The sequence below is a fragment of the Streptomyces sp. ST2-7A genome (genome assembly GCF_021390475.1).
Lineage (GTDB): Bacteria > Actinomycetota > Actinomycetes > Streptomycetales > Streptomycetaceae > Streptomyces.
This window is the reverse complement of record NZ_JAJUWS010000008.1, coordinates 148,884-163,368: the sequence shown is the minus strand read 5'-3', so window position 1 is coordinate 163,368 and position 14,485 is coordinate 148,884. Positions and strand designations below refer to the sequence as shown.

Genomic DNA, 14,485 nt, shown 5'->3' with positions numbered 1-14,485 from the left:
CCCCACCCCGCGCCCCGGTCCTCGTCCCCCGCCGGCCGGACGCCACCCGTCATCCGTCGGCCGACGCCGCCCCGGCGGGTCCGGAGGCCGTTCCGGCCCTCTCCCCGGCGTGCAGGGCGATCGCGTGCTGCATCGCCCGTCGGGCCCGGGGGGTGTCGCGGGCGTCGTGGTAGGCCACCGCCAGACGGAACCAGGTCCGCCACTCCCCCGGGTTCGCCTCCGTCTCCGCGCGGTACCGCTCGAAGGACGCGTCGGCCGCCGCCTTCTCGATCCGACCCGACGGGGTGCGCGGCAGATCGTCCACCGGCAGACCGCCCTCCGCCTCCAACTGTCGGGCCAGCAGCCCGGCCCGCCGCGCGAAGCGGGTGCTGTGCCACAGGAACCACAGCGCCAGCCCCGGCAGGACCAGCACCGCGGCCCCCAGGCCGACGGTGACCGGCGTGCCCTGTTGGAGGAGGAAGATCCCCCGGTGGCCGAGGAAGGCCGTGTAGACGACCAGCAGGATCGCCATCACCGCGTAGCCCAGGCGCGCGCCCATCCCGATCAGCCGTCCAGGTCCATGAAGTGCTCCAACCCCTGCGTCAGACCCGGCCGCTCCGCGATCCGCCGGATGCCCAGCAACACGCCGGGCATGAAGGAGGCCCGGTTCATCGCGTCGTGCCGGATGGTGAAGATCTCCCCCTCCTCGCCGAAGAGGATCTCCTGGTGGGCGACCAGGCCGCGCAGCCGCACGGCGTGCACCGGGATCCCGTCCACGGTCGCGCCCCGGGCGCCCTCCAGCGCGGTGGTGGTGGCGTCGGGCTGGGGCGGGCAACCGGCGGCCCGGCGGGCCCCGGCGATCACCTCGGCGGTCCGCACGGCGGTGCCACTGGGGGCGTCGGCCTTGTTCGGATGGTGCAGTTCGACGATCTCCACCGACTCGAAGAACCGGGCCGCCTGCCGGGCGAAGTGCATCGACAGGATGGCGCCGATGCCGAAGTTCGGGGCGAGGAGGACGCCGGTGCCGGGCGAGTCGGCCAGCCGGGTCCGGAGCTCCGCCAGCCGCTCCTCGGTCCAGCCGGTGGTGCCGACCACGACGTGGATGCCCCGCTCGACGCAGAACGCCAGGTTCCCCATCACCGCGTCGGGGTGCGTCAACTCGACCGCGACCCGGGCCCCCGCCTCCGTCAGGACGTCGAGGGAGTCGCCGCGGCCCACCGCCGCGACCAGTTCCATGTCATCGGCGGCCTCCACGGCCCGGACCGCCTCCGAGCCCATTCGGCCCCGGGCCCCGATGACGGCCACACGCAGCTTGCTCATGCCCACTCTCGTTCCGTTCTCCGCGGCACCGCCGCGTCCCGCTCCCGCGCGGGTCCTGTCGGGGATGGTCTCACGGTCCGGGTCGCCGGTTCAGCAGACGGCCTCGTCCAACCTGCCCGCCAGACGGTCCCCGAGGGGGCCGATCACCGCCAGCGAGGGCCGTTGGTCGAGCACCTCGGCCGCCACCCGGGCGACCTCCTCCCGGTCGACCGCCGCGATGCGCGCCAGCATGTCGTCGACCGACAGTTGCTCGCCCCAGCAGATCTCGCTCTTGCCGAGACGGTGCATGAGCGAGCCGGTGTCCTCCAGGGCCAGCACTGTGGCACCGGACAACTGCCCGATGGCCCGCCGCAGTTCCTCCTCGCCCAGACCGTTTTCGGCGATGTCCGCGAGCTGCGCGCGACAGATCTTCAACACCTCCGGCAACCGGTCCGGACGACAGCCCGCGTAGACGCCGAACAGGCCGCAGTCGGCGTAGGCCGAGGTGTAGGAGTACACCGAATAGGCCAGGCCGCGCTTCTCGCGGACCTCCTGGAAGAGCCGGGAGCTCATTCCGCCGCCCAGCGCGGCGTTGAGCACGCCCAGGGCCCAGCGCCGCTCGTCGGTGCGGGAGAGACCCGGCAGGCCGAGCACCGCGTGCGCCTGCTCGGTGGGACGGTCCAGCACCTCCACCCGGCCCCCGCCCCGCAGGGTCCGCCGACCGGTGCGCGGTCCCATCGGGACGGCGTCCTCGCGGCCGAGCGCGCCGGACCGTTCGAACGCCGCGCGGACACGGCGAACCACGGCGGTGTGGTCGAGGTTGCCCGCCGCGGTGACCACCAGACGGTCCGGCGTGTAGTGCCGGCGGTAGAAGCGCGCCACGCGGTCCCGGTCCAGGGCGGTGACGGTCTCCACGGTGCCCAGCACCGGGCGACCCAGCGGGCTGTCACCCAGCCGGGTGTGCGCGAAGAGGTCGTGCACGCAATCGTCCGGGTCGTCCTCCGTCATCGCGATCTCCTCGAGGATGACGCCGCGCTCGGCGTCCACCTCCTCGGGGGTGATGACCGAGTCGGTCAGCATGTCGCACAGCACGTCCACGGCGAGAGGCAGGTCCCGGTCGAGCACCCGGGCGTAGTAGCAGGTGTACTCCTTGGCCGTGAAGGCGTTCATCTCACCGCCCACCGCGTCCAGGGCCGCGGAGATGTCCAGCGCCGTACGGGTACGGGTGCCCTTGAAGAGCAGGTGCTCGAGGTAGTGGGTGGCGCCGTTCAGGGAGGGGGTCTCGTCCCGCGAGCCCACCCGGGCCCAGATGCCGAAGGAGACCGAGCGCACCCCCGGCACGGTCTCGGTGATCACCCGCAGGCCGCCCGGCAGGACGGTGCGTCGTACCGTGCCCGCTCCGTTCGTGCCGGGCACCTCGGTGGTGGTGACCGTCCGGCGGGCCGCGGATCGACCGGCGGCCCCGAAGCGGTCGGGGGAGACACCGCCGCCGCGCGGCGGACGGGGGACGGCCCGCCCCGCCGGGAAGGCGGAGCGGGCCGTCACGGGAAGCCGTCGTGTCACTGCTCGGTGTCGCCCTTGGCCTCGTCGCCCTCGTCCTCCATGACGGGGATCAGCGAGAGCTTGCCGCGCTGGTCGATCTCGGCGATCTCCACCTGGACCTTCTGGCCGATGCCGAGGACGTCCTCGACGTTCTCCACGCGCTTGCCACCGGCGAGCTTGCGGATCTGGGAGATGTGCAGCAGACCGTCCTTCCCCGGCAGCAGGGAGACGAAGGCACCGAAGGTGGTCGTCTTGACGACCGTGCCCAGGTAGCGCTCGCCGACCTCCGGCATCGTCGGGTTGGCGATGCCGTTGATCGTGGTGCGGGCGGCCTCGGCCGAGACACCGTCGGAGGCACCGATGTAGATGGTGCCGTCGTCCTCGATGGTGATGTCGGCGCCGGTGTCCTCCTGGATCTGGTTGATCATCTTGCCCTTCGGGCCGATGACCTCACCGATCTTGTCCACCGGGATCTTGACGGTGATGATCCGCGGGGCGTGCGGGGACATCTCGTCGGGCTGGTCGATGGCCTCCATCATCACGTCGAGGATGTGCAGGCGGGCGTCGCGGGCCTGCTTGAGGGCCGCGGCCAGCACGGAGGCGGGGATGCCGTCCAGCTTGGTGTCCAGCTGCAGGGCGGTGACGAACTCCCGGGTGCCGGCGACCTTGAAGTCCATGTCGCCGAACGCGTCCTCGGCACCCAGGATGTCGGTCAGCGTGACGTAGTGGGTCTTCCCCTCGATCTCCTGGGAGATCAACCCCATCGCGATGCCGGCGACCGGGGCCTTGAGCGGCACACCGGCGTTGAGCAGCGACATGGTGGAGGCGCAGACCGACCCCATGGAGGTGGAGCCGTTGGAGCCCAGCGCCTCGGAGACCTGCCGGATGGCGTAGGGGAACTCCTCGCGGGAGGGCAGCACCGGCACCATGGCGCGCTCGGCGAGGGCGCCGTGGCCGATCTCGCGACGCTTGGGCGATCCCACCCGACCGGTCTCACCGGTGGAGAACGGCGGGAAGATGTAGTTGTGCATGTAGCGCTTGCGGGACACCGGGGAGAGGGTGTCCAGCATCTGCTCCATGCGCAGCATGTTCAGCGTGGTGACACCCAGGATCTGGGTCTCGCCGCGCTCGAACAGCGCCGAGCCGTGGACCCGCGGGATGGCCTCGACCTCGGCGGCCAGGGTGCGGATGTCCGTGACCCCGCGGCCGTCGATGCGGATCTTGTCCGTGATGACCCGCTCGCGGATGAGCTGCTTGGTGAGCGTCCGGTAGGCGGCGGAGATCTCCTTCTCGCGCCCTTCGAACTGCGGCAGCAGCTTCTCGGCGGCGAGCCCCTTGATCCGGTCCAGCTCGGTCTCGCGCTCCTGCTTGCCGGTGATGGTCAGGGCACGGGCCAGCTCGTCGCGGACCGCGGTCTCCAGCGCCTCCAGGACGTCGTCCTGGTGGTCGAGGAAGAGCGGGAACTCGGCGATCGGCTTGGCCGCCTTGGCCGCGAGGTCCGACTGGGCCCGGCACAGCACCTTGATGAAGGGCTTGGCCGCCTCCAGACCGGCGGCGACGACCTCCTCGGTGGGGGCCTGGGCGCCACCCGCGACCAGTTCGACGGTCTTGTTGGTCGCCTCGGCCTCGACCATCATGATCGCGACGTCACCGTCGGGCAGGACCCGGCCGGCCACGACCATGTCGAAGACGGCCCGCTCCAGCTCGCTGTGGGTCGGGAAGGCGACCCAGGTGCCCTCGATCAGGGCGACCCGGGTGCCGCCGATCGGCCCGGAGAAGGGCAGGCCGGAGAGCTGGGTGGAGCAGGAGGCGGCGTTGATGGCGACCACGTCGTACAGGTGGTCGGGGTTGAGCGCCATGACCGTCTCGACGATCTGGATCTCGTTGCGCAGACCCTTCTTCAGGGAGGGGCGCAACGGACGGTCGATCAGGCGGCAGGTGAGGATGGCGTCCTCGGAGGGCCGGCCCTCCCGGCGGAAGAAGGAGCCGGGGATCTTGCCCGCGGCGTACATCCGCTCCTCGACGTCCACGGTCAACGGGAGGAAGTCCAGCTGATCCTTGGGGCGCTTGGAGACCGTGGTGGCCGACAGGATCATCGTGTCGTCGTCCAGGTAGGCGACGGCGGAGCCGGCGGCCAGCCGGGCGAGTCGGCCGGTCTCGAAGCGGATGGTGCGGGTGCCGAAGGAACCGTTGTCGATGACGGCCTCGGCGTAGTGGGTTTCGTTCTCCACCTTCGGTGTTCTCCTCGTCCGCGCCCGTCCCGGGGGACGGGCGGTGTGTGCGGCGGTGGAGCGTCCCGCTGCGGGCCGGCCATCGATCGAAGCACCCGGGGTGAGCCCCGGGGGCCACTACCGAGGACCGGCGGCGGTGGAGACGCCCCGCCTCGTTTCGGTTGTTCCCGTGCGATGGGATCACACGGCGGTGTGCGCTGTCACGCGATGTTCGCGCGGCACCCGGGGTTTCCCGGGCCGGTAACGACACCAGCGTACAAAGGCATCGACGCTTCGGCGCGTCTTCCGTGGACGGGCCGGGGCGTCGGGGCGGTTCGGTCCTCCCCGGGCGACGGTTCGTCGGACCCGGCGGGGAACCGGGATGCGTCGAGGGGAGCGATCCGACACCCTCGTGTCCGATCGCTCCCCTCGCGGCGTGTCACCTGGCGCCGGCGGCACCACGGCGGATGCCGAGGCGGTCCACCAGCGTACGGAAGCGCTGGATGTCCTTCTTGGCCAGGTACTGCAGCAGGCGACGGCGCTGACCGACGAGCAGCAGCAGACCGCGGCGCGAGTGGTGGTCGTGCTTGTGGGTCTTCAGGTGCTCGGTCAGGTCACTGATCCGTCGGGTGAGCATCGCGACCTGGACCTCGGGGGAGCCGGTGTCGCCCTCTTTGGTGGCGAACTCGGCCATGATCTTCTGCTTCGTGGCGGCGTCGAGAGAGGACACGTATGACTCCTTGGGGTTCATGCGCCCGCGAGCTCCCCCGGTCTTCGTCACGGGGGAGGTGGAACGGCCACTCGGCGGGCACGAATAGTCACCACCACCCTAGCAGTCCACCGAGAGGTCTCCGACCGGGCGGGTTCGAGGGGCTCGGGGGCCACCCGGCGGGGCGGTCCCGACGGCTTTCCCCGGCAGCCGGTGCCGCCCGGGGCACACCCCCTATGCTGCTTGCCGTGACGACGACCGGAGAGACCGTCGGGAAGACGGTCGGGGGGACCGCGGGGGACGCCGCCGACGGGACCTCCGCAAAGGGCGCGAAGCCCGTCGGCGAGGGGCCGGAGCGCCCCCCCGGGGCGGGGAGCGACGGCGGGATACCGACCGGGACGGGAGCGGGGGCGGCCGAGGACGGACCCGTTTCCGATTCCGGTTCCGACGGGGCGACCGGGCAGGGCGCCGCTACCGATTCCGACGGGGCGACCGGGACCGCGGGGAACGCGGCGGGAACCGGACCGGCGACCCGCCGACCGGCTGACGGGCCGGCCGGACGACCGGCCGCGAACGATCCCCCCGGGAACGGCGGGGCCGCGGCGCGGGCCGGGAACCACACGATCGACGCGGTCGACACCCCGGCCGCCGACGGCACCCCCGGTGTCATCGACGCCCCCGATTCCCCCGGCTTCCCCGGGGACCGGGCCCCGGACACGAAGACGACCGCGGACGAGTCCCGCCGAGGGTTGACGCCCCGCCAGGCCCGCCGGGTGCGCATGGCCATGGGCGCGGTGGCGATGGTGGCGATGGCCGTCATCCTCGTCGTGCGGCTGGGCAACGGGTCCTCGCTGCTGTCGGTGGGCCTGTACGGTGCCGCCTTCATCCTGAGCGGTGCCGTCATCGAGATGAGCCGCCGCGGGCGCACCCGCCTGGGTATGGCCGTCCTCGTCACCGGTTTCGTCGGCGTGCTCGGCGCCGACTGGTGGCTGCGCGGCATCTGACCGATCCCGACCGTCGCACCGATCCGGGGTGATCCATACCCGCCGATGGGGTGTGGGGGCGGCCTTCGCCCCGGTACCCTGCCGGCGACGGAGTGCGACGATCTTCGGATGCCGGGGCCGTCCACCGCACGAGGCGGTGCGATGTTCCCCGATCGAACGCGAGCGCGGAAAAGGTGACGAGGCGATGACGGAGACCGAGGCCGAGATCGCGGCCCGCAAAGAGCGGGAGAAGGACGAGCTCTACGCGATGGACATCTCCGGCGCGGAGTGGGTGGGCTCGCCGGAGGGCCCGCAGGACGAGCGGGTGGAGATCGCCCATCTGGAGGGCGGAGCGATCGCCATGCGCAATTCCGCCGACCCGGAGACGGTGTTGCGGTTCACGCCGGCCGAGTGGGAGGCCTTCGTACTGGGCGCCCGTGACGGTGAGTTCGACATCGAATGAGAAGCGCATGAGAGTTGTGGGACGTGCCCCCCGCCCGATCGCCGCGACCCGCCGGCCCGGCGCGGCGGGGGATCCGTCGCCCCGATGGCCGGCAGGCCCGCGCGGCGTCGGCCTGCCGGCCATCGGCCTGCTGGCCCTCGCCGTGCTGACCGTCTCCTGCGGTGGTCCGGACGAGGAGGGTCGAGCCGTCGAGGAGGACGTGTCCGACGGGTGGCCGCTCGTCACCGCGCCCGAGCCGCCCCCCGTTCCCGGACCGGCGGACGCCCTGGTGTCCGCCGCCAACGAGGCGATGGCCGCGGCCGGGTTCCGGGCTCGCGGTGCGGCTGTCGGTTTCGAGGGCGGCGAGCAGGAGATGCGGGTGGCGGCCGAGGGCACGGTGCACATCACCGTCACCGCACCCGAACTGCCCGAACCCGGCGAGATGTTCTGTCGGGACGGGGTGATGTACACCTCCGTCCCCCTGCACACCGCCCGGCTGCGGCAGGCGGGGGACGCCGTGACGGTGCCGGGCGACCTGGCGAACCACTTCGTCAGCTCACCGGTGGGCGGCGACTGCCGTGTGCTGTGGGAGATCCCGGCGCGGGCGGTTCCCGCCCCCGAGCGGGATCTGGCGGACGCGTCCCCGCCCACCAGGGCGTTCGTCGTGCCCGACGAGACGGGTGAGCCCCTGGAGATCCACCACATGGCGGCGGAGGGTGAACCACTGCTGCTCCGGGTGGAACGGCCGGCGGACACGGACTCCGGCGTCGCCGGTGACACCGAGTTCCTCGACCACGGGAAAGGCGGTTCACCACGCGTGCCGGACGACTCCACCGTGGTATCGGCGGAGGAGTTCCGCAACCTCCTCGAAGCCGGCTGAGCCACCAGCGCACACCGCATACCGCATACCGCGCGCCCCCGCCACATCCCGCCGGTGGGGGCGCGCGGGCCGTCTCCGAGAGGGGTGTGTCGGCCTCCCACCGTGCGCACGGTGGGAGGCCGCCTCCTCTAGGGTGAAGGGGGCGGGTGGCACGGCTGCCGCCGGCGGACACCGCAGCGGTCCGGGGCGATCCCGGGGAGGCGCGGAAACCACCGGCCGGACGTGTCCCGTCGGGGCGATCCGCCGACACGCGGGGATCGGGTGGCACACAGCAGTGGGAGGCGTCGTGAACAGCGATCGGGACGGCATGCGCACCGAGGACGGGGTCTCCGGTGACGCCCGGCCCGACGCCGCCCCGGAGTCCGGGGCGGCGGACGCGGGCGGGGGGCCGGCCCCCGGGCCGGCCTGGTACGTCGGTGCCTCCCCCACCCCGCCGGTCCCCGCCCCCCGGCAGGACGGGGGGACCGCGGACGACCGGGAGGAGCGGACCCCCGGGCAGCGGACGAACGCGCCCCGGCCGGAACCGGCTTCCGACGACTCCGGGAACTCCGGAGCGGGGACGGGACCGGGCACAGCAGCCGGCACATCGGCCGACGACGCCGCTCCCCCCACCATCGACGGCGACAGTGACGACGGGGAGGACCGGAACGGCGCGGACGACGACGCCCCCCGCACGGTCCCGCCGGCGGCACCGGTGGGCGGGGAGACCATGCAGTTCTCCCCCGCCGCGCTGCGCCGTTCCCCCGAGGAGACCTCCCGGGAGAGTGCTCCGGCTCCCCGACGGAGCTCCCTCCCGCCCCCGTCCGGTGGCGGAGCCCTGCCACCGCTGCCCCCCGACTTCCAGTTGCGTCCCCCGGGGTTTCCGTCGGTGCCCGGTCCGCCCCGCGGCGGCTTCAACCCCGCCGTGCCGCCGACTCCGCCCGGTTTCCTCACCGTCCCCACCGGGCCGTCGGGCGACGAGCCGACGGCGGACGAATCCGTCGACGCGGAGCGGCCGGCCTCCCCGGCGTCCGATCGGGAACGCCCCGACACCCCCGTGACGGAGAAGGGCCCAGCCGCGCGGTCGGAGCGGGCTCCGGATCCCTCCGGGGACCGACCCGCCGTCACCGGCGAGGAGGACGGGGAAGACGTTTCCGCCGGCGATCGGAAGCCGGAGAAGATGTCTCCCCCCGCCCTCGGGCCCGGGGTCGGGATGTCCCCCACGGATTCCGGGGAGGAGGGGCGAGCCCTCCCGTCGACCGGCGCTCCGGCGCCGGCGAGCAGCGCGGGGAACCCCTCCGCCGCCCCGACGTTCCCCCCGCCCATCGCGCCCCCGATGGAGGCGAGGCCGAGCCCGGCCCCGCCCCTCGGTTCCCCTCCCGCGCTTCCCGGACCGGGCACCGGCGCGGAGGACTCCCCGGAGGACCAGCCCCTGGCTCCGCCCGCCGGGGTACCCATGGCGCCCTCCGCCGAAGCGGCCCACCCGGCTCGCCCCGCGCCGGACACCGGTGACGGATACCCGGCCGGACCCATCCCCACGGGCCCCGGCACCGGGGCCCGCCCGCACGCACCGACGCCGAGCGGTCCGCGGACTCCCGACCACACCACCGCCGATGTGCCGGACGGGCCCGGGGTGGGCGAGGACCCGACCACGGACGGTCCGGGCCCGGGGACGTCCGGGGGCCCGGGTGGCCGCGGACTGCCCGCCCCGACACCTCCCGCCCCGCCGATGACGCCCGGGACGGGACCCACGCCGCCGGGGAGTCCCGGGGCCCGGGGTCGGTCCGCGCCCGGTGCCCCGGGGCCCACGGCCGGACCCGGCGGGCCCGGCGGACCCGGGGCACCCCCGCCCCCGCACGCCTCCTCCCCCACCGGACAGCCGTACGTCCAGGGGCGGCCGGAGATCGCCCCGACGCCGGGGTTCCCGGGCACGCCCGGACCGGGTGTTCCCGGCGGTCACGGCCATCCCGTACCCCCCGGCGCCCACGTGCCGCCGCCCGGGACACCCGGCGGCTACGGCTACGGCTACGGCTACGGCTACCCGGTGGCACCCACCGGCCCCACCGCACAAACCCCGGACGGACCCCCACCCACCGGCTACGGCTACCCCGGCACACAGGCCCCGACGCCCGCCGCACCGGGAGTCGCCCCACCCGGGACACCCGGCGGCTACGGCTACGGCTACCCGGTGGCACCCACCGGCCCCACCGCACAAACCCCGGACGGACCCCCACCCACCGGCTACGGCTACCCCGGCACACAGGCCCCGACGCCCGCCGCCCACGTGCCGCCGCCCGAGGGGTGGCCACCGCATCCCACCGTTGATCCGCGGTTGGGCGGGTCCCCCGACGGATCCACCGGGCACGAGGCAGCACCCCCCGCCCCCGGGGCCCCGCCTCGAGACCCGCGGACCGGAGCCGCGTGGCCGGAGCCGCAGCAGTACGCCCCCCGTCCCCAGCCGGGAGCTCTGGGCTACACCGCCTCGGTGGAACTCTCCTCCGACCGGCTGCTGAACGAGAAGCGGCGCAACCGTCCGCGCTCGCAGGCGCCGAGCCGCGCCCCCTCCCGCTTCCGGTTGGGGAGCAAGTCGGCGGAGGCGGAGCGGCAGCGGAAGCTGGGAGTGATCCGCACCCCGGTGCTCTCCTGCTACCGGATCGCCGTGATCAGTCTCAAGGGCGGTGTGGGGAAGACGACGACCACCACGGCGCTGGGCGCCACCCTGGCCTCGGAACGCCAGGACAAGGTGATCGCGATCGACGCCAACCCCGACGCGGGCACCCTGGGACGCCGGGTACGGCGCGAGACGGGGGCGACGATCCGGGACCTGGTGGGGGCCATTCCCCACCTGAACAGCTACATGGACATCCGGCGCTTCACCTCGCAGGCACCCTCCGGCCTGGAGATCCTCGCCAATGACGTGGATCCGGCGATCTCCACCACCTTCGACGACGAGGATTACCGCCGCGTCATCGATGTACTGGGCAAGCAGTACCCGATCATCCTCACCGACTCGGGAACGGGCCTGCTCTACAGCGCGATGCGCGGAGTGCTGGATTTGGCGGACCAGCTGATCATCGTCTCGACTCCCTCGGTGGACGGGGCCAGCAGCGCCAGCACCACCCTCGACTGGCTCTCCGCCAACGGCTACGACGAGTTGGTGCGACGCAGCGTCACGGTGATCTCGGGAGTGCGGGAGACCGGTCGGATGGTGAAGGTGGACGACATCGTCGCCCACTTCCGCACCCGTTGCCGCGGCGTGGTGGTCGCCCCCTTCGACGAGCACCTGGCGGCGGGCGCCGAACTCGATCTGGACCTGATGCGGCCCCGGACCCGACAGGCGTACTTCGACCTCGCGGCACTGATCGCGGAGGACTTCGCCCGCGCCCAGCAGGAACAGGGTCTGTGGACGCAGGACGGGGGCATGCCACCGCACATGGCTCCCCCGCTGCCGGGACACCAGCAGCCCGGACACCCCCGGCAGGGACATCGGGAACAGGGGTATCAACAGCCGGGGTATCCGCAGCAACCGGGGTATCCACAGTCATATCCCACCGCACCGCCGCCCGGCCGGCCCGGGCCCGACCCACAGGGGCGGCCCGGTCCGCCCCCCGGTCAGTGGCAGCAGGGATGGCAGGGGGCGCCGGCCCCGCACCCCGGCCCGCCGCCGGCTCCGTACCCCGGTTCGCCCGGTGACCCCGGTTCCGCCCCGCCGGGTCCCGGGTACCCCGGTACGCCGAACCCCGGGGAGGATCCCCATCCGGAACAGCCCCCCGTACAGGGATGGCCGCAGCACCCCCCGCAGGGCTGAGACACGCGAACGGCGCTCAGTCGCCCCCGGACACCAGTTCGCGGGTCCGGTCCACGTCGCGGTGCATCTGGGCGATGAACGCCTCCAGGCCGTCGAAGGTCTCCTGACCCCGCAGCCGGACGTGGAACTCCACGGCGACGTGATCGCCGTACAGGTCGAGGTCGGTACGGTCCAGGGCGTACGCCTCGACCGTGCGCTCGGTCCCGTTGAACTGGGGGTTGGTGCCGACCGAGATCGCGGCGGGCATGGCCTCCCCGGCGATGAGACGCCCCGCGTAGACACCATCCGCCGGGATCGCCGAGTGGGGCACGGTGTCCAGGTTCGCGGTGGGGAAGCCCAACTCCCGTCCGCGCCGGGCACCGGACACCACGGTGCCCTCGACCCGGTGGGGACGTCCCAGGATCTCGGCGGCCCCGTCGACGTCACCCTCGGCGATCAGCCGACGGACGAGGGTTGAGGAGAAGGGTTCGCCGTCGCCCGCCGCGCCGCGCACGAAGAGATCCACCACCAGGACATCGAAGCCGCGCTCCCGACCCATCTCGATCAGCGTGTCCACGGTGCCGGCGGCCCGGTGACCGAAGCGGAAGTTGGGTCCCTCCACGACGGTGCGGGCTCGCAGCTTCTCCACCAGGACCTTGACCACGAACTCCTCGGGGGAGAGCCGCGAGAACTCCCGGGTGAAGGGCAGAACCAGGACCGCGTCCACCCCCAGTTCGGCCATGAGTTCGGCGCGGTAGGGGTGTGGGGCCAGCAGCGGCGGGTGGCTGCCGGGGCGGATGACCTCCATCGGATGGGGGGCGAAGGTGACCACCACGGCGGGCAGACCCAGCTCCCGGGCCCGCTCCACCGCCTTCCCGATGATCAACTGGTGTCCGCGGTGCACCCCGTCGAAGGAGCCGATGGTGACGACGGCGTCCTCCCGGTCGACCGGGACGTCAGCCAGTCCGTTCCAGCGCTCCACCGTTGTCTCTCCTCGCCGTGGAAGGGGCCTTCCGGTCCAACATACCGGCCGGTCACCGGGGTCCGGCAGCGGGCCGCCCCGGTGCGGCCGGTCCCTCTGCCGGCCCGGTCTCCCGGCCCCACCCGTTCGGGTGGGGCCGGGAGACCGGGGTGTCGTCGTCGGGTCAGGAGAACCCGACGTGAATCCGAATGTGTCGCTTCTCCGCCTCGACCAGCGCCACCAGTCGTCCGTCGGTGCCGAAGGCCGCCACCGGTCCGGCGGAGCGCAGCGGCTCGGGCAGCTCCTCCGCGTCCAGCCGCACGCCGTTGGCGATCAGGCGGGTGCGGCGGGTGTCCAGATCCCAGCGGGGAAAGGCCGTGGCGGCGGCTTCCCCCAGCGGAATGGGGGCGAAGGCCGCGGGGCCGTCGTCCTTCTTGCCGGTGTCACCGGCACCATCACCCGTGTCATCGGGGACGGGGTTCGCGGCGCCGGCGCGGGCCCGCCCGGCGAGCCGTTCCAGATCGGCGGCGTCCTCGATCCGGTAGGGACCCACCCGGGTGCGGCGCAGCGCGGTGAGGTGTCCGCCGGTGCCCAGGGCCGCCCCCAGGTCGCGAGCGAGCGCCCGGATGTAGGTGCCGGAGGAGCAGACGACCGTCACCGTCACGTCGAGCACCGGCGTGCCGTCCGGGGCGGCTCCCGGAACGACGTCGTGGACGGTGAACCCGGAGACGGTCACCGGACGGGCCGGCAGTTCCACGTCCTCGCCCTCCCGCACCCGGTGATAGGCCCGCTTGCCGTCGACCTTCACCGCGCTCACCCGGGCGGGGACCTGCATGATGTCCCCGGTCAGCGGGATCACGGCGACCTCGACCGCCGCGCGGTCGACCGTCCCGGCGCCCCGGGCGGCGGTGACCTCGCCCTCCGCGTCGTCGGTGACGGTGTCCTGGCCGAGCCGGATGGTGCCCAGGTACTCCTTCTCGGTCAACGCGAGGTGACCGAGCAACCGGGTGGCCCGGCCCAGGCCGATGACCAGGACGCCGGTCGCCATCGGGTCCAGCGTGCCGGCGTGGCCGACCCGGCGGGTGCGGGCGATGCCGCGCAGCCGGGCGACCACGTCGTGGGAGGTGTGTCCGGCGGGCTTGTCGACGACGACGAGTCCGTCGGGACCCTTGGCTGAACGGCGGCTCATGCGCGGGAGTCGCCCCCGGTACCGGGGGTGTCGCCCGACCCGTCGGAGCCATCGGACCCGTCGGTCTCCTCCTCGGTCGGCCGGCGGTAGGGATCCGGGTCACCCGCGTAGCCGGCGCCCTCCGCCTCGCGGCGCACTCGGTCGTCCCGCTCCCGGGCGGCGGAGAACAGTTCCTCCATCGCGCGGGCGTTCTCCGGCAGGGCGTCGGGGATGAAGGTCAGGCTGGGAGTGTGCTTGATGCCGGCGGCCTTCCCGACCTCCGTGCGGAGCATCCCCTTCGCGCTCTCCAATCCGGCGGCGACCGCCGCGCGGTCCGCCTCGTCGCCGTAGACGGTGTAGAAGACGGTCCCCTCCCGCAGGTCACCGGTGACCCGGGTGTCCGTGACGGTCACCTGGTTGTTCTGGATGCGGGGGTCCTTGATGCCCCGTTGCAACTTTCCGGCGACCACCTCGCGGATGAGTTTCGCCAGGTTGTCGGCGCGCGCGTTGTTGGCCACTGCTCCGTCTCCTCTGTGTTGGTGCCTG

General features: G+C 73.4%; 12 protein-coding genes. 4 read left to right on the top strand and 8 right to left on the bottom strand.

All coding sequences use genetic code 11. The features are described 5' to 3' along the window. Window positions 1-49: 49 nt before the first annotated feature. From LZF96_RS07565 to rpsO, 5 genes are all read right to left on the bottom strand, one after another. Window positions 50-538, bottom strand: coding sequence for a hypothetical protein (locus LZF96_RS07565; protein ID WP_233867550.1), 489 nt, complete (start codon window positions 536-538; stop codon window positions 50-52). 5 nt (window positions 539-543) lie between these two features. Further along, window positions 544-1,299 carry a 4-hydroxy-tetrahydrodipicolinate reductase gene (dapB, locus tag LZF96_RS07560; protein ID WP_233867547.1) on the bottom strand — a complete coding sequence of 252 codons (756 nt, stop codon included), beginning with the start codon at window positions 1,297-1,299 and terminating at the stop codon, window positions 544-546. Window positions 1,300-1,389: 90 nt separating this feature from the next. Next, window positions 1,390-2,694 (bottom strand): M16 family metallopeptidase, encoded by a 1,305-nt coding sequence (locus tag LZF96_RS07555; RefSeq protein WP_374203149.1) that lies wholly within the window; start codon window positions 2,692-2,694, stop codon window positions 1,390-1,392. A 143-nt stretch (window positions 2,695-2,837) separates the two neighbouring features. Continuing rightward, window positions 2,838-5,051: a polyribonucleotide nucleotidyltransferase gene (locus LZF96_RS07550; protein WP_233867541.1), complete on the bottom strand. Its 2,214-nt coding sequence runs from the start codon at window positions 5,049-5,051 to the stop codon at window positions 2,838-2,840. 418 nt (window positions 5,052-5,469) lie between these two features. Further along, a complete protein-coding gene (rpsO, locus tag LZF96_RS07545) occupies window positions 5,470-5,781 on the bottom strand; it encodes a 30S ribosomal protein S15 (RefSeq protein WP_233867538.1) in 312 nt (103 codons plus the stop codon). A 206-nt stretch (window positions 5,782-5,987) separates the two neighbouring features. Between rpsO and LZF96_RS07540 the strand changes: the two genes are divergently transcribed. The 4 genes from LZF96_RS07540 (at window position 5,988) to LZF96_RS26920 (ending at window position 11,831) form a co-directional block, all read left to right on the top strand. After that, window positions 5,988-6,743: a hypothetical protein gene (locus LZF96_RS07540; protein WP_233867536.1), complete on the top strand. Its 756-nt coding sequence runs from the start codon at window positions 5,988-5,990 to the stop codon at window positions 6,741-6,743. A 184-nt stretch (window positions 6,744-6,927) separates the two neighbouring features. After that, a complete protein-coding gene (locus tag LZF96_RS07535; RefSeq protein ID WP_233867534.1) occupies window positions 6,928-7,185 on the top strand; it encodes a DUF397 domain-containing protein in 258 nt (85 codons plus the stop codon). A 7-nt stretch (window positions 7,186-7,192) separates the two neighbouring features. Beyond that, entirely contained in the window at window positions 7,193-8,044 is an 852-nt protein-coding gene (locus tag LZF96_RS07530) for a hypothetical protein (protein WP_233867532.1), read from the top strand. A gap of 1,966 nt (window positions 8,045-10,010) precedes the next feature. Then, window positions 10,011-11,831, top strand: coding sequence for an AAA family ATPase (locus LZF96_RS26920; RefSeq protein WP_308294164.1), 1,821 nt, complete (start codon window positions 10,011-10,013; stop codon window positions 11,829-11,831). Window positions 11,832-11,847: 16 nt separating this feature from the next. On the opposite strand, the gene LZF96_RS07520 is transcribed toward LZF96_RS26920, so the two are convergent. The 3 genes from LZF96_RS07520 to rbfA all read right to left on the bottom strand — a co-directional run bounded on the left by LZF96_RS07520 (window position 11,848) and on the right by rbfA (window position 14,457). Further along, entirely contained in the window at window positions 11,848-12,792 is a 945-nt protein-coding gene (locus tag LZF96_RS07520; RefSeq protein ID WP_233867530.1) for a bifunctional riboflavin kinase/FAD synthetase, read from the bottom strand. 163 nt (window positions 12,793-12,955) lie between these two features. Next, window positions 12,956-13,960, bottom strand: coding sequence for a tRNA pseudouridine(55) synthase TruB (gene truB / locus LZF96_RS07515; RefSeq protein WP_233867528.1), 1,005 nt, complete (start codon window positions 13,958-13,960; stop codon window positions 12,956-12,958). After that, complete coding sequence (rbfA, locus tag LZF96_RS07510) at window positions 13,957-14,457, bottom strand: 30S ribosome-binding factor RbfA (RefSeq protein WP_233867526.1); 501 nt, start codon at window positions 14,455-14,457, stop codon at window positions 13,957-13,959. The genes truB and rbfA overlap by 4 nt, the downstream gene beginning before the upstream one ends. Between the last annotated feature and the right edge of the window lie 28 nt (window positions 14,458-14,485).